This window comes from Thermoanaerobacter kivui, assembly GCF_000763575.1.
GTDB classification, from domain to species: Bacteria; Bacillota; Thermoanaerobacteria; order Thermoanaerobacterales; family Thermoanaerobacteraceae; genus Thermoanaerobacter; species Thermoanaerobacter kivui.
Window position 1 is genome coordinate 1258761 of the sequence record NZ_CP009170.1, and the last position, 20026, is coordinate 1278786.

The 20026-nt window shown below is 33.2% G+C and carries 21 protein-coding genes and 2 pseudogenes; 1 reads left to right on the plus strand and 22 read right to left on the minus strand.

The features are described from left to right. Nucleotides 1–11: 11 nt before the first annotated feature. From TKV_RS06375 to TKV_RS12400, 3 genes and pseudogenes are all read right to left on the minus strand, one after another. The gene (locus TKV_RS06375) at nucleotides 12–632 is read right to left on the minus strand and encodes a glycosyltransferase family 2 protein (protein ID WP_049685240.1); all 621 of its coding nucleotides are present in this window, start codon (nucleotides 630–632) and stop codon (nucleotides 12–14) included. Further along, on the minus strand, nucleotides 632–1693 hold the full coding sequence (gene ispG, locus TKV_RS06380) for a flavodoxin-dependent (E)-4-hydroxy-3-methylbut-2-enyl-diphosphate synthase (RefSeq protein WP_049685241.1): 1062 nt from the start codon (nucleotides 1691–1693) through the stop codon (nucleotides 632–634). The genes TKV_RS06375 and ispG overlap by 1 nt, the downstream gene beginning before the upstream one ends. 12 nt (nucleotides 1694–1705) lie before the next feature. Beyond that, nucleotides 1706–2384, minus strand: a pseudogene (locus tag TKV_RS12400) (site-2 protease family protein); the annotation flags it as partial. A 475-nt stretch (nucleotides 2385–2859) separates the two neighbouring features. Here TKV_RS12400 and TKV_RS06390 point away from each other — a divergent pair. Continuing rightward, nucleotides 2860–4132: pseudogene (locus tag TKV_RS06390) on the plus strand (transposase). A 1009-nt stretch (nucleotides 4133–5141) separates the two neighbouring features. On the opposite strand, the gene rseP reads toward TKV_RS06390, so the two are convergent. The 19 genes from rseP to TKV_RS06490 form a co-directional block, all read right to left on the minus strand. Then, nucleotides 5142–6140 (minus strand): RIP metalloprotease RseP, encoded by a 999-nt coding sequence (rseP, locus tag TKV_RS06400; protein ID WP_049685243.1) that lies wholly within the window; start codon nucleotides 6138–6140, stop codon nucleotides 5142–5144. A 6-nt stretch (nucleotides 6141–6146) separates the two neighbouring features. Beyond that, a complete protein-coding gene (locus TKV_RS06405; RefSeq protein WP_049685244.1) occupies nucleotides 6147–7295 on the minus strand; it encodes a 1-deoxy-D-xylulose-5-phosphate reductoisomerase in 1149 nt (382 codons plus the stop codon). 19 nt (nucleotides 7296–7314) lie between these two features. Next, a complete protein-coding gene (locus TKV_RS06410) occupies nucleotides 7315–8094 on the minus strand; it encodes a phosphatidate cytidylyltransferase (protein ID WP_049685245.1) in 780 nt (259 codons plus the stop codon). Between the two features lie 15 nt (nucleotides 8095–8109). Further along, nucleotides 8110–8859, minus strand: coding sequence for an isoprenyl transferase (locus tag TKV_RS06415; protein ID WP_049685246.1), 750 nt, complete (start codon nucleotides 8857–8859; stop codon nucleotides 8110–8112). A gap of 49 nt (nucleotides 8860–8908) precedes the next feature. After that, a complete protein-coding gene (locus tag TKV_RS06420) occupies nucleotides 8909–9091 on the minus strand; it encodes a hypothetical protein (protein ID WP_084574205.1) in 183 nt (60 codons plus the stop codon). After that, nucleotides 9088–9642 carry a ribosome recycling factor gene (gene frr / locus TKV_RS06425; protein ID WP_049685247.1) on the minus strand — a complete coding sequence of 185 codons (555 nt, stop codon included), beginning with the start codon at nucleotides 9640–9642 and terminating at the stop codon, nucleotides 9088–9090. The genes TKV_RS06420 and frr overlap by 4 nt, the downstream gene beginning before the upstream one ends. A gap of 1 nt (nucleotide 9643) precedes the next feature. Beyond that, nucleotides 9644–10354 (minus strand): UMP kinase, encoded by a 711-nt coding sequence (gene pyrH, locus TKV_RS06430; protein ID WP_049685248.1) that lies wholly within the window; start codon nucleotides 10352–10354, stop codon nucleotides 9644–9646. 119 nt (nucleotides 10355–10473) lie between these two features. Then, complete coding sequence (gene tsf, locus TKV_RS06435; RefSeq protein WP_049685249.1) at nucleotides 10474–11088, minus strand: translation elongation factor Ts; 615 nt, start codon at nucleotides 11086–11088, stop codon at nucleotides 10474–10476. Nucleotides 11089–11168: 80 nt separating this feature from the next. After that, on the minus strand, nucleotides 11169–11876 hold the full coding sequence (gene rpsB, locus TKV_RS06440) for a 30S ribosomal protein S2 (RefSeq protein ID WP_049686236.1): 708 nt from the start codon (nucleotides 11874–11876) through the stop codon (nucleotides 11169–11171). A gap of 143 nt (nucleotides 11877–12019) precedes the next feature. Then, complete coding sequence (locus TKV_RS06445; protein ID WP_236617201.1) at nucleotides 12020–12292, minus strand: hypothetical protein; 273 nt, start codon at nucleotides 12290–12292, stop codon at nucleotides 12020–12022. Nucleotides 12293–12316: 24 nt separating this feature from the next. After that, nucleotides 12317–13681: a DUF342 domain-containing protein gene (locus TKV_RS06450; RefSeq protein WP_049685251.1), complete on the minus strand. Its 1365-nt coding sequence runs from the start codon at nucleotides 13679–13681 to the stop codon at nucleotides 12317–12319. A gap of 14 nt (nucleotides 13682–13695) precedes the next feature. Then, complete coding sequence (locus TKV_RS06455) at nucleotides 13696–14436, minus strand: FliA/WhiG family RNA polymerase sigma factor (protein WP_049685252.1); 741 nt, start codon at nucleotides 14434–14436, stop codon at nucleotides 13696–13698. Between the two features lie 18 nt (nucleotides 14437–14454). Next, nucleotides 14455–14943 carry a chemotaxis protein CheD gene (locus TKV_RS06460; RefSeq protein ID WP_049685253.1) on the minus strand — a complete coding sequence of 163 codons (489 nt, stop codon included), beginning with the start codon at nucleotides 14941–14943 and terminating at the stop codon, nucleotides 14455–14457. Then, complete coding sequence (locus TKV_RS06465; RefSeq protein WP_049686237.1) at nucleotides 14933–15550, minus strand: chemotaxis protein CheC; 618 nt, start codon at nucleotides 15548–15550, stop codon at nucleotides 14933–14935. Before TKV_RS06465 ends, TKV_RS06460 begins: the two co-directional genes overlap by 11 nt. A 5-nt stretch (nucleotides 15551–15555) precedes the next feature. Next, the gene (locus TKV_RS06470; protein WP_049685254.1) at nucleotides 15556–15981 is read right to left on the minus strand and encodes a chemotaxis protein CheW; all 426 of its coding nucleotides are present in this window, start codon (nucleotides 15979–15981) and stop codon (nucleotides 15556–15558) included. Between the two features lie 15 nt (nucleotides 15982–15996). After that, entirely contained in the window at nucleotides 15997–17970 is a 1974-nt protein-coding gene (locus tag TKV_RS06475) for a chemotaxis protein CheA (protein WP_049685255.1), read from the minus strand. Next, complete coding sequence (locus tag TKV_RS06480) at nucleotides 17960–18541, minus strand: chemotaxis protein CheB (RefSeq protein WP_049685256.1); 582 nt, start codon at nucleotides 18539–18541, stop codon at nucleotides 17960–17962. The genes TKV_RS06475 and TKV_RS06480 overlap by 11 nt, the downstream gene beginning before the upstream one ends. A 3-nt stretch (nucleotides 18542–18544) precedes the next feature. Beyond that, nucleotides 18545–19174, minus strand: a complete 630-nt coding sequence (locus tag TKV_RS06485; protein ID WP_049685257.1) for a flagellar brake protein — start codon at nucleotides 19172–19174, stop codon at nucleotides 18545–18547. Next, the gene (locus TKV_RS06490; protein ID WP_049685258.1) at nucleotides 19171–20025 is read right to left on the minus strand and encodes a MinD/ParA family ATP-binding protein; all 855 of its coding nucleotides are present in this window, start codon (nucleotides 20023–20025) and stop codon (nucleotides 19171–19173) included. Before TKV_RS06490 ends, TKV_RS06485 begins: the two co-directional genes overlap by 4 nt. Nucleotide 20026: the final 1 nt, after the last annotated feature.

Genomic DNA, 20026 nt, shown 5'->3' on the forward strand with positions numbered 1-20026 from the left:
AATCCCTCTTTCTATACCCACATTTTTATAATATCAAAATACATTCTAAGGCGCGCATAAAATCCTCTAAAAAATCCTAATTTTTCCTCTTTCATTACGTGAGTCATATTTTCTAAAGGCACATTCACAATCCGCAGATTGTTTTTTATTGCGTGCCTATTCAAAGCAATTTCTACGCCAAATCTGCTCATTTCCATCTCCTGTATGTTTTCTAGGAATTTTCTTTTTATCGCTCTTTGACCTGATAAAAAAGGAGCAACTTTTTGTGCAAAATCTGTAAATTTTCTTCCTCCAGCAAAAATTCCGATTGTCATATCTGCTTCATCTTTTAAAACAGGATTTACAAGACTTAAAAAGTGCTTTTCTGTAAGTCCAATTAAATCCGCATCTAACATTACGATAATATCGCCTTTTGAGTTTTCTATTCCTGCTTTTAAAGCCTTGCCTTTCCCTGAATTTTCTTCTAAATCAAACACCTTTACATTATATTTAAGAGCTTGTTCTTTTGTATCATCAGTAGAGCCGTCATTGACTACTATGATTTCATCAATAATATCTATCTTTTCTAACACAGATAAAACCCTGCCTATGTTTTTGCCTTCATTAAAAGCAGGTACTATGACAGAAATCATTAAAAATCCTCCTTAACTAACCTCTCAATTTCCTTCATCAACTCATCTACAAGGTCTTTTTCTTTTACCTTTTTATACACTTTGCCTTTTTTAAAAATCAACCCTTCTCCATCTCCACCTGCTATACCGATATCCGCTTCTTTTGCTTCACCCGGTCCATTTACTGCACATCCCATAACAGCAACCTTTAAGGGCTTTTTAATATGCATCGTCCTTTTTTCTACTTCTTCTGCTAACTTTATCAAGTCAATTTTTGTTCTGCCGCAGGTAGGGCAAGAAATAATTTCTACTCCTTCTTTTAGAAGGCCTAAAGAACGTAAAATCTGTTTTCCTACTCTTATCTCATGGACTGGGTCACCTGTTAGAGAAACTCGTATTGTGTCTCCTATTCCTAAATAAAGTAATGTTCCTATTCCTATAGCAGATTTTATAGTACCAGCTTCAATAGTCCCCGCCTCCGTTATACCTACGTGCAATGGATAATTTACTTTTGAAGAAGCAAGTTTATAAGCTTCTATAGTAAGTGGTACATTTGGAGTTTTCAACGAAATAACTATATCATAAAAGCCTAACTTTTCTAAAATTAAAACATTTTTTAAAGCGCTTTCCACAACTGCTTCGGCAGTTACTCCCTTGTATTTGTTTAATATTTCTTTTTTCAACGATCCAGAATTTACCCCTATTCTAATAGGAATGCCTCTTTCCTTTGCCATTTCTACCACTTTTTTGATATTTTCTTCTTTTCCTATGTTTCCGGGATTAATTCTTATTTTGTCCGCTCCATTTTCAATTGATTTTATTGCGAGGCGATAGTCAAAATGAATATCTGCTACCAAAGGAATATTTATATTTTTCTTTATTTCTTTTATTGCTTCAGCCGCTTTCATATCTGGAACAGCAACTCTTATAATATCACAGCCTTCAGCTTCTAGTCTTTTTATCTGCTCAATTGTTTTTTCAATATCGTGGGTATCCGTGTTAGTCATAGACTGAACCAAAATTGGATTATTTCCTCCAATTTTTTTATTGCCTATTTTGACCTCACAAGTAATTTTTCTCATTTTTATCACCTTTTAAAAAATACGTAAAATATCCCTATAGGTTGCAAAAATCAACAAAGCAATCAACAATAAAAAACCTAAATAATGAATATAGCCTTCTTTTTCAGGTGGCAAGGGTTTACCTCTTACTGCTTCTGCTAACACAAACAGAATCCTTCCACCGTCTAAAGCCGGTAGGGGCAATAGATTAAAAAGGCCTAAATTTACACTTATTATACCAACTGCCTGTACAATGCCAACTGGACCCATAATATCATTTGCAGAAACTTTACCTGTAATCAAATAACAAGTGATAATATTATCATTTTTGAGAAATATAAGGTCTGATAAATGGAAATTTTAAAAGCGAAGTAACATAATCTTTAATATTCTGGTACTATCCCTATCATTTTATTCGAGGTTTTATTATCAAAAATAGCCTTTATTTCTTTTGTTAAAATAATATCATCTCTTTCTATTTTTAAACTGATAACTCTATTATTTAAATTTATAATTTTTTCTAATTCATTCCATTAATTTATTTTGGTATTATTAACCATAATAATTTTATCAGCAGATAAAATTCTCGCTTTTGTGCTGGATATCCGTTTATTACAGATTTTACTTGAGGTATTTGACCACCAATATTGTAAAACGCTATAAAAAGCAGAAAAAAAGCTAAAATTACATTCATAACGGGACCGACTGCAAAAAACCATTGTTCTTTGCAATATTTTTATTTTACACTAAACAAACATTAAATAGTTCTTTTAATGATTGTATAAAGGTCTATGACAGATTGAATATTGTTTTCACTAGTGAAACTTTTTAATTGTTCTTTTAGCAATAGTAACATTTTTTAAAACCTCCTTCTTGGTTTAGGTTATAATCCAATTTTTCACCAAGAAGGAGGTTTTAAACAGTCTATACATTTTTTTACAGTATCTTTATGCCACATCATAAGGTGGTAAAGGCAATGGTGTAGTTATGTAATTAGTCAATGCTTTTAAAAACCAAATCAATTGCATTTTTATCCATCCCCCTTTTCTTAAAATTATTTAGGTCTTTGCAGAATCCCAAAATCCTTATGGAGTAAGGGATTCTGCTGTATATTTTCAAAGGAATTACCCCGCTTTCGTCGAATTTATATAAAAGACCAAATCACGAAAAGAAAGGGAGGAACTCCTATCAAAACCAAAGCTAAACAACTTTCTCTCTCCGATATTTACGTTGATGTTCAATCCTTCTTTGAAGAAGATAAAACCAATTTGTTTATCCAAAAAATTCTCTCTATCCCTACTGTTCAACTCCTTGTCATTAAGAGAGCTTTGTGGCTTTAAAAGAGTTCCTCATCCTTCTCAATTCTCTAGATTTAAATCCATTTTCCTCAAAGATTTGGAGAATTTCTTCAATAATCTTGTTAATTTAACTGAATCTATTTGTCAGGCTATTAATCCTTCACTTTCTAATATCCTCATCGCTGATACTATTGGTTTTGAACCTTATGTCAGAGAAAATAATCCTAAGTTCTTTGATTCCCTTTATAGAAATATTAAAAAGTTCTCTAAATCTAATCCTGATTTTGATGCTCACTCTTATGCTTGTTCTAAAATGCCTAAGTTCGCTCACTCTAATCCTGATGCCAAATTCTCTTATATTAATGGCCATTATTGTTACTCTATCAAAGCTACCATCCTCACTAATGGCTTAGGCATTATTCAGCATATTAGTTTCTATGACGATGATTCTTTAGATGTTAATACTGCTAAATCTGCTGCCGAGTCTAAAGATTTATATGATTCTAAAACTTTAATCCCTTCTCTTAAGGAATTCTTTAATTTACATCCTATTTTCTCTTATAGATACTTCTTAGGTGACGCCGGGTTTGATTCTTTTGATAATTATAAATACTTGTTCTCAAAGCTTGGCATAATACCTATTATCCCTATTAACCCTCGAAATTCTAAAAACTTACTTCAACCTACTTTTAACTCTGATGGTATCCCTACCTGCCCCCGTGACCCTTCTCTTAAAATGTCCTATGATGGCATCGTTCGGGAAAAAGGTAGAACTACCAGAATTAAATGGCTTTGCCCTATGTCCAAAAAAGTTAGACTAAACGGTAAAACTACTTATATCCTTCAATGTGATAACCCCTGTACCTCTTCTAAATGCGGCAGAATATTCTATACTACCCTTAATATTGATTTTAGAAAAAATACTGTTGTCCCTCGTAACTCTAAAAAGTGGTCCAAACTTTATGAAAAACGCCCTATTATTGAAAAATCTATTTCTCTTTTAAAAAGTTCTATCGCTGTTGATAGCTTTAAACTCATAAATACTAGGTCTATCAAAGCTGATGTTTTTCTTGGGGCTATCACTCAACATATTGGTTTAATTATTACTGCAAAGCTTGGTACTTTTGAACATCCTTTATCTTTAAAAAAACTTTTGGCTTGATGACTTGTTCTTATGGTTTGATTCGTTTGTCACCTTCTTACATTAAAAAGGTGTGTTAAGTTTTGTCTTTTGGGGATTTGTATCTTTCTTCCATTTCTCTTTTTTTACTTTGAGTCTTAAATTAACATGTAATTTTCCTCTTTTACCCCTAATAATGTAACTTTTTTACTTTGATATTTACTTCATTTTGCAATCACCTAGTAAAATTTTTTGTTCTTTTATTCTCATGTCTGCTCCCAAACTCTATAGTATAGCAAAATAGTTTAAGAAATTTCATTTATATTTTACCATATATTTATAACTTGTCAATATCTTCTTGGCAAAATGATAGTGTTCATTTACTGTATAAAAATAAATTGTATTTGTCAAGTGAAAAGTACTTCAAATTTCAAATGAATTTACCTTCACTTATGATATAAAAACCATGCAATATTTTAACTCTTTATCTATTCCTCCATTTGGAGGGTTATTTTATTTTAAAAATTGTTCACTCTATCTGCTGTTGTATAGACGTTCGCAAAAAGTTTGTGGTAGCTGCTATTCCTATTACTGATTCTAATAATGTTACTACTTATGTTAAACGGCGCTTTTCTACCTTTAACTCTGACCTTATAAACTAAAAGATTGGCTTCTTAGTTACAATTGTTTTGAAGTTTGCATGGAGTCTACAGGTAAGTATTGGCTCTACATTTTTAATGTTCCTGAAAAATTCTGTCATGTTATTATTGCTAACCCTAAGTATCTCGATGCTATTAAAGGCCAAAAAGATGATACGGATACTCCCTGGATTGCCGATTCGTTCAAATTCGGATTCGGAACTGTTCCTTCTGTGATGTTAGTATATTAAAAAAGCAATTAAGTTTTTGGAAAAAGAAGGCTGTACTATTATCATTCCGGCAACAATATAATAGCTCTCATTATTCCATCACTTACTACTGGCAGCCTCTTATAGGATGCTCTTATTGGTGTGCATAAATTCCAAAATTTTACTTTTATACTACCACCTTATTTAAAACATACGTAAAACATCTCGGTAAGTAACAAAAAGTATTAATGCAATTAGAATCATAAAACCAATATAGTGTATATAACCTTCTTTTTCGGGGGTAACTGGTTCACCTCTTACAGCTTCTATTAAAACAAAAAGTATCCTCCCGCCATCAAGAGCAGGAAATGGTAAAAGATTAAAAAGCCCCAAGTATGCACTTATAAAAGCAGAAAAAGTCATTAAATTTAATAAACCTGTTTTTGCTACAGTACCAATTGTATATACAATACCAACAGGTCCCATTATATCATTCGCAGATACTTTGCCACCTATAAGCATACCAAGTGTTATCACAATCATTTTTAAAAAATATACAGTTTTATCTATCGCATTTGTAAAAGCCCAAGGCAGTGACCTCTTATACTCTGGTATAATTCCTATCATGTTTTTAGAGGATTGTTTATCAAAAACAGGTTTTATATCTTTTGTTATAATATTTGAATCTCTTTCAATAGTTATTTGTATTTCTTTATCTTTTGTAGAACTTATGGCTTTTTCTAACTCCTCCCATGTATTTATCTTTGTATTATTTACCATTACAATTTTGTCCCCCGGCAAAATTCCTGCTTTTTCAGCGGGATAGCCTTCCATTACGGATTTTATTTGGGGAATAGGCCTACCTATGCTAAAAAATACAATAAAAAGCAATAAAAAAGCTAATAGTATATTCATTAAAGGACCTGCAGCAAAGACAGCTAACCTTACAGGCCAAGGCTTATTTACTATAGCCAGCGGGTCATTAGATTTTTCATCTTCACCTTCTAAAGCAACATAACCACCGAATAGCAATGCTCTAAAAGAATACTCTGTTTCTCCGTATTTCTTTTTAAAAAGTCGTGGACCAAAGCCAATAGAAAATTCATTTACTCTAGCTCCAGAAAGTTTTGCAACGATAAAATGTCCAAATTCGTGAAACATTACTAAAACGCTTAAAACAATTATACTTATCAGTATTGTCAAAATGTATCACCTCATATATTTTTTTGCTATTTTTTCCTTAACCTCTTTATCCACATTTATTATATCATCTAAAGTTGGATTTTGTATATTATTATGTTCTTTCATGCTCTCCTCTATGATTTCAGCTATTTGTAAAAATTCTATTTTTTTATTTAAAAACAGTGACACAGCTATTTCATCAGCCGCATTTAATACGGTAGTCATAGTTCCGCCAATTTTTAAAGCCTCATATGCTAACGACAAACATCTAAAAGTTTCTAAATCGGGTTTTTCAAAAGTTAGCTGAGTCGTAATAGAAAAATCCAAAAAATTTATTCCATTTATGTAATTGCGAGTAGGATAATTTAATGCATACTGAATAGGTATCCTCATATCGGCAGTAGCCAATTGTGCAATTACACTACCATCTATATATTCTACCATTGAGTGAATTATACTCTGGGGATGCACAATCACATCAATTTTATCTTCAGAAATGTCAAAGAGCCATTTTGCTTCTATTACTTCAAACCCTTTATTCATCAAAGTTGCAGAATCAACAGTGATTTTTTTCCCCATTTTCCAATTAGGATGCCTTAATGTTTGCTCGACCGTCACTTTTTTTAAATCCTCGTATTTCATTCCTCTAAAGGGTCCGCCAGAAGCAGTCAAAATCAAGCGAGATATTTCTTTTTTATCATTTCCTCTTAAACACTGTAGTATTGCTGAATGTTCACTGTCAACAGGTAAAAAATTTATTTTCTTTTTTTTGGCCAAATCCATTACAATTTTCCCAGCTGTTACTAATACTTCTTTATTAGCCAGTGCTATGTCTTTTCCTCTTTCAATAGCCTTTACAGTAGGTAAAAGCCCTGCAATCCCTTCTACTGCAACTACTACTAAATCAGCTTCATACTCTACTATATTTTGAAGTCCTTTTTGTCCTGTCAAAATTTCAATATTTTTATTTATCTTTGCTTTTAGTTTATAGGCTTTATTCTCATCTTTTACTGCAACAACTTCAGGATTAAATTCTTCAATCTGTTGGGCCAATAGGTCTACATTGTTATAAGCAGTGAGACCAACTACTTTGAAATTATCTCTGAAATTTTTTATCACATCTAAAGTTTGCGTTCCTATAGAACCGGTTGCCCCTAAAATTATTACTCTTTTCATCAGTTGCATCCTTTCTCACTCAGATTATATATTGAAAAAAGAAATATATAAAAGGAGAAACAAATAAAATGCTGTCAAATCTGTCTAAAATTCCACCATGGCCGGGAATTATTTTTCCAAAGTCTTTAATGTAACAATTTCGTTTTATAGCTGAAGCAACTAAATCCCCAATTTGTGCAACTAAACTTCCTAATAAGCCTATCACTACACCAAGGTACAAGCTGACATTTGATTGTGGGAAAAGCAATGCAAAGATTACGCAGCCTACAATTGAACCTATAATACCTCCAATTGCCCCTTCTACTGTCTTTTTAGGACTTATTGAAGGAATAAGCTTATGATTGCCAAAAAACCTACCAGTAAAATACGCAAAAGTATCTGTCATCCAAGACACGATAAATATAAACCATACTATGTACATTCCATTTGGTATTTCCCTAATTTTTTCTATGTACAAAAAAAACACGGGAATATATATAATACCCATCAAAGTTAAAGCATAATCCTTAATCGTGTATTTTCTATTAGTAAGCAACAATAAAAGCAATATCATGCTAATTATGACTAATATATCAAAATTCCACAGTTTGTTTTCCAAAAAATATATAACCAATACTGATAAATATCCAAAAATTTTAACAGGTCGTATACCAATTTGTTTAGTAGCATTGTAAAACTCATTAAGTCCTATAATACTTAAAATTATCAAAGCTGCTGTTAAAAAAGCTCCCCCTTTTATTAAGACAAAAAACAAAATCGGCAAACCAACTATAGCACTTATAACCCTTATTTTTAGCATATTTATCTCTCCCTTTTATATTCCCCCAAACCTTCTCTTTCGAGTCTGATAGTATAATATTGCTTCTATCAGGTGTTTTTTATTAAAATCTGGCCATAAAACATCTGTAAACCACAACTCAGAATATGCCGACTGCCATAACAGGAAATTGCTCAACCTTTTTTCACCACTGGTTCTTATTATCAAATCAGGGTCTGGCTGATTTTGAGTATAAAGATTTTCACTTACAATTTGTTCTGTAATAGCATCAATTGACAGTTCTTTGTTTACAACCTTATGACAAATTTTTTTTACTGCTTTTACTATTTCGTCCCTTCCTCCATAGTTTAATGCTATATTTAATACAAGTCCATCATTTTCCTTTGTTATATTTTGAGCACGATCTATTTCAACTTTACATTTTTTAGGTAAAAATGAAATATCACCTATAAAATTAATTTTCACATTGTTTTTGTTAAGCTCATTTACTTCTTTCGACAAATACTCTACCAGTAAATCCATTAAAAAATTTACTTCTTCCAGTGGTCTTTTCCAGTTTTCTGTAGAAAATGCGTATAAAGTTAGATATTTTATCCCTAATTCGCTACAGGCTTTTACAATTTCTCTTACTGTCTTGACACCAGCCTTATGGCCGTAAATCCTCATCATACCTCTTTTTTGTGCCCATCTGCCATTTCCGTCCATAATAATTCCTATGTGGACAGGTAATCGACTTTTATCGATTTTAGATGTTAAATCTTTAATTTTTCGCAAAAAAAACGCCATTAGCTTTCCTCCTCATTTTATAAGGGCAACACCCCCTCTTAAGAGGGGGTTAAAATCTCGCAACAGTAATTTTGAAAACGTCTTTCGTTTCAATAATCCTTATGACTTTTAAACGATAGCCCTTGTACTCAAAAATAGGTTTGGTCACAAAAACGTCAAACTTTGCATTTTTGGGTAATTTTTCAATAACTTCTTGCAAATCCATACCTATAAATCTATTAAGGTCAATCAAACTTCCATAATCTCCTTTTCTTTTATTTCCACTAATTTGTCTATTTCTTTAATATATTTATCTGTCAATTTTTGTATTGCCTCTTCTCTCTTTTTCCTTTCATCTTCTGAAATTTCACCATTCTTCTCCATTTTCTTTACTGAGTCATTGGCATCCCTTCGTATTTGCCTTACTGCAACTTTAGCTTCTTCTGCCTTTTTATGGACTAATTTAACTAATTCTTTTCTTCTTTCCTCTGTCAGCTCAGGAAAAACTAATCTTAAAACTTTCCCATCCGAAACAGGATTGATTCCCAAATCAGATTTTTGTATAGCTTTTTCAATATCGCTTATTTTTGAAGTATCCCACGGCTGTACTATTAAAACTCTCGGTTCTGGAGACGTAATAGTAGCTAATCTGTTAAGAGGAGTTGGGGTGCCGTAGTAGTCTACGGTGATTCGGTCTAACAATGCAGGATTTGCTCTCCCCGCTCTTATAGCTGACAATTCGCTTTTTAAGACACTGAGAGATTTTTGCATTTTCTCTTCACTTACTTTTAGATAATCACTCATATTAAACCTCCTTTACTATTGTGCCAATATTTTTTCCAGTTACCACATTTTTTATGTTGCCATAAGTAGTAAGGTCAAAAACGATTATTGGTATCTTATTGTCCATGCACAAGGAAGTAGCTGTAGAATCCATAACTCCTAAACCTTTGTTTAAAACATCTAAATATGACAATTCTTTAAATTTTACAGCATCTGCGTATTTATTAGGGTCTTTGTCATAAACACCATCTACTTTTTTAGCTAACAATATCACTTCTGCATCTATTTCTGCTGCTCTTAACGAAGCAGCAGTATCAGTTGAAAAGAAGGGGTTTCCTGTTCCTGCAGCAAAAATTACAACTCGCCCTTTTTCTAAATGTCTTATAGCTCTTCTGCGTATATAAGGCTCCGCTATTGCTCTCATTTCAATAGCAGTTTGAACTCTTGTTTCAACTCCTCTTTGCTCCAATGCATCCTGTAAAGCAAGGGCATTTATCACTGTGGCTAGCATTCCCATGTGATCTGCAGTAGTTCTGTCCATCCCAATTCCTTCTCTGCCACGCCATATATTTCCTCCGCCAACTACAAGACCAATTTGAACCCCCATTTCTTTTACTTCTTTTATTTCATCTGCTATTAAATTGACTGTATCGAAATCAATTCCATAACTCTTTTTACCTGCTAAAGCTTCACCTGAGATTTTCAGAACTATGCGTTTATACACAACAGACACATTAACACCCCATTCTTATTAGTTCTATATAAAATTTGAAAATCCTTCTTGCTTTTTTAAAATTTATTTATAAAAATGGGACACAACCGTGTCCCTATTTGGTTGCCTATTTAATTTTATTACTCATTAGAAGAAGTTTCAATACCTTCTCCTCTTTCAAATCTAACAAATCTTCTTATAACAATATTTTCGCCTAATTTTGCTATTTTCTCATTTAACAAATCTTTAACTGTCTTTTCAGGGTCTCTAATGTATGCTTGCTCTAAAAGACAATTTTCCTTATAAAATTTTTCTATACGCCCTTCTACTATTTTGTCTACCACATTTTGAGGTTTGCCTTCATTTAAGGCTTGAGCTTTTAAAATCTCTTTCTCTTTTTCAATTACAGCCGCTGGCACATCCTCTCTGGAAATATAGCGAGGATTTGCAGCTGCTATTTGCATACATATTTCCTTGACAAAGGTTTTGAATTCTTCAGTATTTGCTACAAAATCTGTTTCACAGTTTACTTCCACCAAAACGCCTATTCTTCCACCACTGTGTATGTAGGCATCAACCAACCCTTCATTAGCAACTCTACCAGCTTTTTTAGCTGCGGCAGCTAAACCTTTTTCTCTCAAAATATCTATAGCCTTTTCCATATCTCCGTTGGCTTCCATTAAAGCCTTTTTGCAATCCATCATTCCAGCACCAGTGCGTTCTCTCAATTCTTTCACAGCTTGTGCAGAGATCATCAAAAAAATACCTCCTTATTTAATATACAATTAGTGGTAAGGACTGTAGCTAATTTTTTCCTTACCACTAATAAAGTTTTTTATTCTTCTGCAGCAACAAATTGTTCTCCTTGATTGCCTTCTATTACGGCATCAGCGATTTTAGAAGCAATCAACTTAACAGCCCTTATAGCATCGTCATTTCCCGGAATAGGATAATCAATAAGCTCAGGATCGCAATTAGTATCTACAATAGCTACAATCGGTATATCAAGGCTTCGTGCTTCTGAAACAGCTATAGCTTCTTTCTTGGGGTCAACTACAAAGAGAGCAGAAGGCAATGATTCCATATTTTCTATGCCGCCCAAGAATTTTTGCAGCCTTTCTTTTTCTTTTTTAAGCTTTATGACTTCCTTTTTAGGAAGAACTTCAAAAGTTCCATCCTCTTCCATCTTTTTGAGTTCTTTTAATCTTGCAATTCTTCCCCTAATTGTCTTAAAGTTCGTTAACATTCCGCCCAACCATCTTTGATTGACATAAAACATTCCACATCTTTCAGCTTCTTCTTTGATTGAATCTTGAGCTTGCTTTTTTGTACCAACAAAAAGAATGGTCCCACCTTCCATGGCAAGCTTCTTAACAAAATCATACGCTTCTTCCAACTTTTGGACAGTTTGCTGCAAATCAATAATATAGATTCCATTTCTTTCGGTAAAAATGTAAGGAGCCATTTTTGGGTTCCATCTTCTTGTTTGGTGGCCAAAATGCACACCTGCTTCTAACAATTGTTTCATTGATATTACTGACATTCTTACACCTCCTATGGTTATTCCTCCGCCTAAATCCTCTTGCAAAAAGACCCTCTAGGGCACCCCTTTTGCAATCATTAGGCGTGTGTGATTGACTGACATTGAATACTATATTATATATTTTGTCAAATGTCAATATATTATCACACTTTTATATCGATATGACCGATATTTTTTTGGTTCTTTTTATTTTTTTCTTTTTCCTTTTTACCTTTTTCTCCCGATCTCTGTTGGTCTTTTATAACAGCTTTTTCTGCTTTTTCTAGTTCATTTGTCTTTGTTTTTTTAACCTCAGTTTCTTTGTGGTAGGATACTGCCATTTGTTGCGTATAAACATTAGCCCGTTGCACATCAATTTGCTTTAAATTTCCTACTTCCACAATACGTGGGAGAATAGATTTTAAATCAATTGGCATATTTGACGACATAAAATCATCCCCTTAGGTAAGAGGCAAGAATTTAATATCCGCCCCATCTCTGACGAACATGGCATATTTGATGGGTTCTTTTATCTTTAAAACAGCATCGTTAATAACTAATTTGGTGCCGGGAAAAACAGTATCAAAAACCTTTATAATTCCATGGCTTGAATTCTTTATCTCGTTATTTAAAAGGCTCAACTCTTCTGTTAATTGATGGTTTATGGAAACTAAATCTTTTAAGGAAGCTTTTGCTTTTTGATAAATTTCTGCTTTGTCTGGAGGTAATTGCTCAAACTTTTCTAAGTATCTTACAATTTTTTTTATTTTGTCGATAGCTTCATTATTTTGTTCTATTTTTAAAGTTAATTCAGCTATTTTCATTCTTGTTTGAGGTAAAATACCTACCTGCAATTCAGTATATGTACCCATCTTTGAACCTATATTTGCAGCTGATATTTCTTTTGCTGCTATCACTTTACTGCCAATAATTTGGCTTTTAAAACCCAAAAGCTTAACACTTCCACAGGCTTTTACATTGCTATAAATTATCGCTTCACTGTAGACGTCACCTTCTGATTCTACACTGCAATTTTGCAAATATTTTGCCGTAACATCCCTGCCTGATACAATTTTTGCCTTTCCATTTCCTTGGACACCTTTATGAATTATGATATTTCCATTTGCTATTATTATAGCTGCTTCTACAACTCCAAAAATTTCGATATTGCCTTCACTTTCAACTGTAAACCCCGATTTAACGTTTCCAGTAATTTTTACACTAGCTACCGTGTTTATATTCCCTACAGAAGTGTCTACCTCTTTCACTTCTAAAAGAGTGTGTACTTCTATTTTATTATTTAAGTAGACAATATGGCCATCTGTAGCAGCTATGAGCTTGTCTCCATCGATAAAAGTGTTCTTTCCAACAGGAAGTCTTACATCTTTTCCTCTTATCGGTTCTATTTTTTGCCCCAACACATTAATTCCTGGTTGTCCTTCTGTAGGATTTATTTTCCTTGCTATTATTTGACCTTTTTTAATGTTTTTGAATAAATCGAGGTTTTTATAATCCACACTGCCGTCCTCTAAAACTTTAGGAGCAGCAGTTGTCTGGATGTCTACCTCAAAAATTATTTTCCCATTTTCACCGTTAACAGGCTTTTTGCCTTGTGCTATTAGCAATCCCTTTACATTTTGCGGATTTTGGCAAATATGTTCTATTACATCTTGTTTTATACCATAAATTACATTGTGCTTTGTTATTTCTGTCATCACACTATCTTTACTGATTATTACACCATTGGGGTCTTCTATTAAACTTAGGTAGGCTTCCTGTTTGTCCTTTGATATGTCAACAACTATTTTGTATCTTTTTTCTTCCATTTTAAAGCCCCCGTTTAAAAATACTCACCTAACATCTCCCTTATCCTTCTTATAGCTTTAGTATGTATTTGGGATATTCTCGACTCTGTTAAATTCAAGATTTTGCCTATGTCTTTATAATTTAAGTCCTCGTAGTAGTATAACGTTATAACTAACCTTTCCTTTTCAGGCAAACTCTCTATCGCATGAGCTAATTTCCTTTTTAGTTCTTCATACAAAAGTTCCTCTTCAGGGTTTTTAAAGTCAACGTCAGAAATAGCATGGACTTTAAGATTGTTTTCAATAGCTTCCTCCAAAGAATTAATACTAGATACATTTATATAATTTAGCGTCCTTAAAACGTCTGTCTCATCCAATCCGCAAGCCTTTGTTATTTCTTCTACTGTCGGTTCTCTGTTGTATTTTTGCTGTAATGTTTCTACCGTTTCTTCTATTTTTTTGTATTTCTTTTTGAGACTTCGTGGCATCCAATCTTTTTTTCTTAAATAATCTATTATTTCACCTCTTATCCTCAAGGTTGCATAAGTTTCAAATTTAACGCCTTTAGAAGGTTGATATTTTTCAATAGCATCAATAAGGCCAATAACCCCTTGACTTATCAAATCTTCATATTCTGACTGCGCAGCATCAGAAACAATCAATTTTTTAACAATATGTTTGACAAGGGGCATGTATTTAACTATGATTTCATTTCTTAGAGATGGGTCTTTCTTTGAATTGTAAGCTTTCCATACATCCTCCTCCACCAATGACATATCAAATTCCCCCAATTTTTAAATGTATTTGCTTCCATACCCTATAGTCTTAACCAAAAGTCTTCCGTCTTCAGAGTAAAACTCGATGGTTCTCCCATAATTTCCACCTATATCTTCAGCAATTATGGGTATTCCTAACTTGTTCAACACTTCTTTTGTGGCAATAGCATTTCTCTCGCCGATGTTCATAATATCTGAATTTATCTTAGAAGAAAACATTTGAGCTCCGCCTGCAATTTTGCTCACTAATCTCTTAGGATTCGCTCCTATTTTAACCATTTCTTCTATGAGAATTTGAATTCCTGTATCAGCAAATTTTAATTTATTAGAATTATCTGATATTTTATTGCTATAAGGCAACATAATATGTACCAACCCTGCTATTTTAGTTAAAGGGTCGTAAAGTACAATACCTACACAAGAGCCAAGTCCTATTGTTGTAAGAATCCCCGGGCTTTGTGTGACTTTTGCATCTGCCATTCCAACCCTATAAATCTTATTTTCCATCCACTTCAACTCCAAGTGTTTTTAGTATTAAATCAAAAGAATTTATATCTGGTATTAAAAAGAAATCTCCTTTTATAAGTTTTTCTCCCTCTACAAATTGGGTTTCTATGAACAAAATTTTATCGGAAATTTCTCCGTATTTAATAGCTGGAACGCTTAAAATCGCTCCTGCCATATCTATACTTATTGCAGGAGGTGATATTTTCATATTCAGTGAAGTTAGTGTAGACAATGACGACACATAACTTCCTGCCATGATATTTCCGATTTCTTCCAAAGCCGACCTTTCTAATTCGCTGAATTCTCCCTTCACTTCTAAACCCATTAAATTCCAGATAAGAGAAGATGCGCTGTTTAAGTCAAGAGCAAATAGAATATTTCCTTTAACATCCCCTTCTAAATCAAAATATATACCTACAATAATGGTATCAGGAGAACCAAATATGTCTGAAACCTCTTTGAAGTCTAAAATTTTTACACTAGGCACATGCATGTCCACTTTTTTCCCTATCATTTTAGCAAGGGCAGTTATTGCGTTTCCAGCTCCAATATTTCCTAACTCCTTTAGTACGTCCAAGTACATTTCATTCAATTTGTTAATTTCCACAATCCTCACATCCTGACATCCAATAATTTCTTTAAATCTAAAATCAGAAGCACTTTATCTTTTATTTTACCTACTTTACTTACGTATTTAGAAAAATCATCAGACGCGTCACTAAAAGTCAGTTTATCTATATTTTCTTCGGGAATATCGACTACTTCGTTAGCGTTGTCTACAATCACCCCTACCAACATATCATATGCCTTTAAAACTACAATTCTAGTGTCTTCATCGTATTCTTTTTCTTCTAAACCCAGCTTTTTTCTCAGAGAAATGATGGGTATTATTTCTCCTCTTAAATTTATTACACCTTTTACATGACTTTCTGTCTGTGGAACCCTCGTTATAGGCATCATCTTTTCAATTGTTTGGACTTTTTCTATGTCCAAAGCATATTCTTCATCCTGTATTCTTGCAATAACGTATAAACTCAATTTTCTCCCTCCCCGCTAAAATAAGTTGTTTGCATCTATAATTAATGCCACTTGTCCATCCCCTAAAATTGTAGCTCCAGCGATAACTTTGACGTTGGAGAGATATTTCCCCAGTGGTTTTATAACTATTTCTTGCTGTCCTATTAACTCATCAACAGTACAACAAGCTAAATTTTCACCCTTTTTGATTATTACACAGACGAGATTTCCGACATTAGATAATTTTTTAGTCTCCAATACTTCATTTAGCCTTATTATTGGTATAACCCTTCCTCTAAAAAGTACAACTTCTCTTCCTTGTACGTTATGGATTTCTTCTTCTTTTTTGTGAACTATTTCTGAAATAGAATTCAAAGGTATAGCAAATTTCTCATCACCTATTTTTACCAATAGCGCTTGGATAATTGCTAGCGTAAGAGGAAGTTTAATTACAAATTTCGTTCCCTTGTCCACTTCTGTTAATACTTCAATTGAACCGTTCAAAGATTCTATTTTGTTTTTTACTACATCAAGACCGACACCTCGTCCTGAAATATCAGTTATTTTGTCAGCAGTGCTAAAACCTGGCTTAAAAAGTAAATCCAACGCCTTTTCTTTAGAAAGGTCATTTACCTGTTCAGAGGTAAAAAGTCCCTTCTCTACAGCCTTCGCTTTTACCTTTTCTATGTCAATGCCTCTTCCATCATCACTGACTTCTATTATGACATTATTGCCTTCATGATAGGCTTTTAAGTTAATCGTTCCTTGTTGTGGTTTTCCTTTTTTTAGTCTCTCCTCTGGCATTTCAATGCCATGGTCAATGGAATTTCTTATTATGTGAACTAAAGGGTCTCCGATTTCATCAATTACAGTCCTGTCAACTTCTGTATCTTGACCATACATGTTAAGCACAATCTTTTTGCCTAACTCGTGGGACAAGTCTCTTACCATTCGCGGAAATCTGTTGAACACTCTTTCCATTGGTACCATTCTAACCTTCATTACAGCATCGTGTAAATTAGTGGTGATTCTTTCAAGATATTCAATTGTACTTACAGTCTCTGAATTTCTGTTGTGAGCTTCCAAACCTTCTAAACGAGTTTTAATGATGATAAGCTCACTGACAAGATTCATCAAATTGTCAAGTCTATCTATATCCACTCTGACACTTTTGGAAGTCTTATTATTTTGAGATTTTTTTAAAGCATCAAAACTCTGAGATTGAGAAGAAGAAACTTCTTTTATAAATTTTTCTTCCTCTTTGCTTAAGTCCACATTTATAGCTTCTACGTCTATTCGACTCACTTCTGCAATAGATAAAAGCCTTTTTTCAATGTTTCCTTTATCTTCTTTTGTAATTAGATGCACAGTAAACCTGTCGTCAAATTTTTCATCTTCAATGTCCTCTACAGAAGGAGAGGAATTTATTATGTCTCCAATTTCATCAAGGCTGTTAAATATGATAAAAGCTCGGGCAGATTTCATCACACAGCCTTTATCAATGTACACAGTTATCTTATAAGCCTTGTAATTGTCTTTCATTGCTTCTTTTATTATGTCTTGCTCGTAAACATTCAAAGGTATATTGTCAACTACCTCTTCTTTTGTTGCTGCAACTTCTTCTAAAGACGCATCCGAATTTATCCCAGACAATATAAACATAAGCTCGTCAATAGGTACGTCGTCTTCTCCTTTTTGAGATATTGAATCCAACATTTCACTTAAAGTATCAATACATCTGAAAAGGACATCCATAATAGTATGAGAAATCTGAAGTTTTCCATTTTTTACGTCTTGTAATATATCTTCCATCTTGTGTGTTAATTTGTTCATATTTTCAAAGCCCATAGTAGCAGCCATGCCCTTTAAAGTATGAGCAGACCTAAAAATTTCATCGATTATTTGCTTATTTGAAGGGTCGTTTTCTAAAAGCAGCAAGTTACTATTTAAATTTTCGATATGTTCTTGAGACTCTTCAATAAATATATCTATGTATTGATTATTTTCCATGTAATTCCCTCACCTTCTCAATTATTTCTGCCGGAATTTTATCAAGTGGAAGAACTTTGTCCACAAGTCCTGTTTTTATTGCATTGTACGGCATGCCTTTAGCTAAAGAAGTATCGATATCTTGAGATATTATAAAGCTTCCCTTTTCTTTTAAATACTTTAATCCTTTAGAACCATCACTTCCCATGCCTGTTAGAATAACTGCTATTACACAGGCATTTACTTTAGAAGCGCTTATAAAAGTCGCATCAATAGAAGGTCGATAAACAGATTCAAACTCATCAGAAAGCTTGATTTTTAGGTTTTTGTCTTCTTCTATTAACAGATTTTTATCACCAGGTGCTATGTAAACAACGTTTTTTGATATTACCTCTCCATCCACTGCCTCTTTTATTTTAAGTTTACAGCTTTGATTTAATCTTTCTGCCATCATCTTTGTGAATCTTTCAGGCATATGTTGGACAATAATTACTGCCGCAGAGAGGTCTTCAGGCAAATTTTTTAGTATGTATTGAAGTGCCTTTGGCCCCCCAGTCGAAGACCCAATTATCACAAGACATTTATCTTTCATAAATCATTCAATCCCTTTTAATCTACTTTTTCTTTGCTCTTCAAAGATATAGCTTATAATCTTTTCTCTCATTTTTTCATCAATATCTATATAACACAAACCTATTTCGTACCCCTTTTCCAATAATTCTTCGAATCTGACTACTTTGCCGCTGACAGATATCTCTTTGTTCAAAGTAAAATTGCAGTTTATTACAGTACCTATCTCTAATTTCTTATCAACTTTACATCTCAAACCTCCACCGCTTATATCTTGAATAATTCCTTTATAAACTTTTCCTTCTTCATCATCCTTAATAGTATACGTAAAAGGTATTATTTTTTCTAACCTAAAATACTGCCTCCGCTGCAATCTTTCCACACTGCTTATGGGCATTATTTCCAGAAGAGGAAGCTTTCCTGAAAATCTATTTAAAACTTTGGCGTAAAAGGTAAATAACCCTTGCTTAGTAAAGTAAATTACTTGTATAATTGACCCTACTCTCACAGGAACCAGGTGTCCGCTGTATATCGGTGTATCTATCAAAATGCTTCCATCTTTTGAAATATCTTGCACCTGAGAAGAATACATGGTTTGGCTATTACCAATCCCCAACCGCAGTTTTTGCCCAGGCTGCAAATTCAAATGTGTCATCTAAATCCTCCTCTATTAAACAGTTTAGAAAAGATCCCAAATAATCCCCCGTTCTCCATTGGAGGAGGCTGGTCTGCTATTTTTGCTGCAATAGTCAATATCTTTTTAGAAGTTTTGCTGTTGCCATACTTAAGAAGGATAGGGTTTTGCTCAATTATGCACTCCATCATTTTGTCATCATATTCTAAATATCCTAAGTCGTTTAAGTTGACCCCCAAATAATTCTTGACCACCGCTTCAAATCTATTGTAAATTTCTCTATATTCCTCAAAGTTTTTAACTTTATTTATTAACACGTTAATTTTTTTGTCATTGTCTTTAAGAGAATATTTTATGAGAGTATATGCATCCATTATAGAGGTAGGTTCAGGTGTAACTATCACCAAAACTTCATCAGCTGCCTTCAAAAAATTGTTAACTATGTTGTTAAGGCCAGCACCAGTATCTATAATAATAAAATCGGAATAATAATCTAAAATTTTAATGTTGTTTAAAAAGAGGCTTAAATCCACCCCTTCATTTATGAGGTTAAAATCTCCACCAGAAGATATATACTTTATACCCAAAGGGCCTTCACTTATCACTTCTGTTATCATTTTGTTGTTGTACAAAACATCCAATAAAGTGTATTTAGAAGTAACTCCAAGTTCAATCTCCACATTTGAAAAACCTAAATCTGCATCAATAATTGTCACGTTATACCCTAATTTTTTAAGTCCCAAAGAAAGATTTACTGAAATGCAAGTTTTGCCAATCCCACCTTTTCCCCCTGTAATAGTGAGGACCCTACTTTTTTTCAATTTTTTCTTCTGGGAAATCAACCTTCTTAAACTTTCAGCCTGATCCATCATA

What these genes read in the sequence shown, in the direction of transcription:
- TKV_RS06375 (WP_049685240.1), bottom strand. Translation starts at nt 632, where the DNA reads ATGATTTCTGTCATAGTACCTGCTTTTAATGAAGGCAAAAACATAGGC.
- ispG (WP_049685241.1), bottom strand. Translation starts at nt 1,693, where the DNA reads ATGAGAAAAATTACTTGTGAGGTCAAAATAGGCAATAAAAAAATTGGA.
- TKV_RS06405 (WP_049685244.1), bottom strand. Translation starts at nt 7,295, where the DNA reads ATGAAAAGAGTAATAATTTTAGGGGCAACCGGTTCTATAGGAACGCAA.
- TKV_RS06410 (WP_049685245.1), bottom strand. Translation starts at nt 8,094, where the DNA reads ATGCTAAAAATAAGGGTTATAAGTGCTATAGTTGGTTTGCCGATTTTG.
- TKV_RS06415 (WP_049685246.1), bottom strand. Translation starts at nt 8,859, where the DNA reads ATGGCGTTTTTTTTGCGAAAAATTAAAGATTTAACATCTAAAATCGAT.
- frr (WP_049685247.1), bottom strand. Translation starts at nt 9,642, where the DNA reads ATGAGTGATTATCTAAAAGTAAGTGAAGAGAAAATGCAAAAATCTCTC.
- tsf (WP_049685249.1), bottom strand. Translation starts at nt 11,088, where the DNA reads ATGATCTCTGCACAAGCTGTGAAAGAATTGAGAGAACGCACTGGTGCT.
- rpsB (WP_049686236.1), bottom strand. Translation starts at nt 11,876, where the DNA reads ATGTCAGTAATATCAATGAAACAATTGTTAGAAGCAGGTGTGCATTTT.
- TKV_RS06445 (WP_236617201.1), bottom strand. Translation starts at nt 12,292, where the DNA reads ATGCCAATTGATTTAAAATCTATTCTCCCACGTATTGTGGAAGTAGGA.
- TKV_RS06450 (WP_049685251.1), bottom strand. Translation starts at nt 13,681, where the DNA reads ATGGAAGAAAAAAGATACAAAATAGTTGTTGACATATCAAAGGACAAA.
- TKV_RS06455 (WP_049685252.1), bottom strand. Translation starts at nt 14,436, where the DNA reads ATGTCATTGGTGGAGGAGGATGTATGGAAAGCTTACAATTCAAAGAAA.
- TKV_RS06460 (WP_049685253.1), bottom strand. Translation starts at nt 14,943, where the DNA reads ATGGAAAATAAGATTTATAGGGTTGGAATGGCAGATGCAAAAGTCACA.
- TKV_RS06475 (WP_049685255.1), bottom strand. Translation starts at nt 17,970, where the DNA reads ATGGAAAATAATCAATACATAGATATATTTATTGAAGAGTCTCAAGAA.
- TKV_RS06480 (WP_049685256.1), bottom strand. Translation starts at nt 18,541, where the DNA reads ATGAAAGATAAATGTCTTGTGATAATTGGGTCTTCGACTGGGGGGCCA.
- TKV_RS06485 (WP_049685257.1), bottom strand. Translation starts at nt 19,174, where the DNA reads ATGACACATTTGAATTTGCAGCCTGGGCAAAAACTGCGGTTGGGGATT.
- TKV_RS06490 (WP_049685258.1), bottom strand. Translation starts at nt 20,025, where the DNA reads ATGATGGATCAGGCTGAAAGTTTAAGAAGGTTGATTTCCCAGAAGAAA.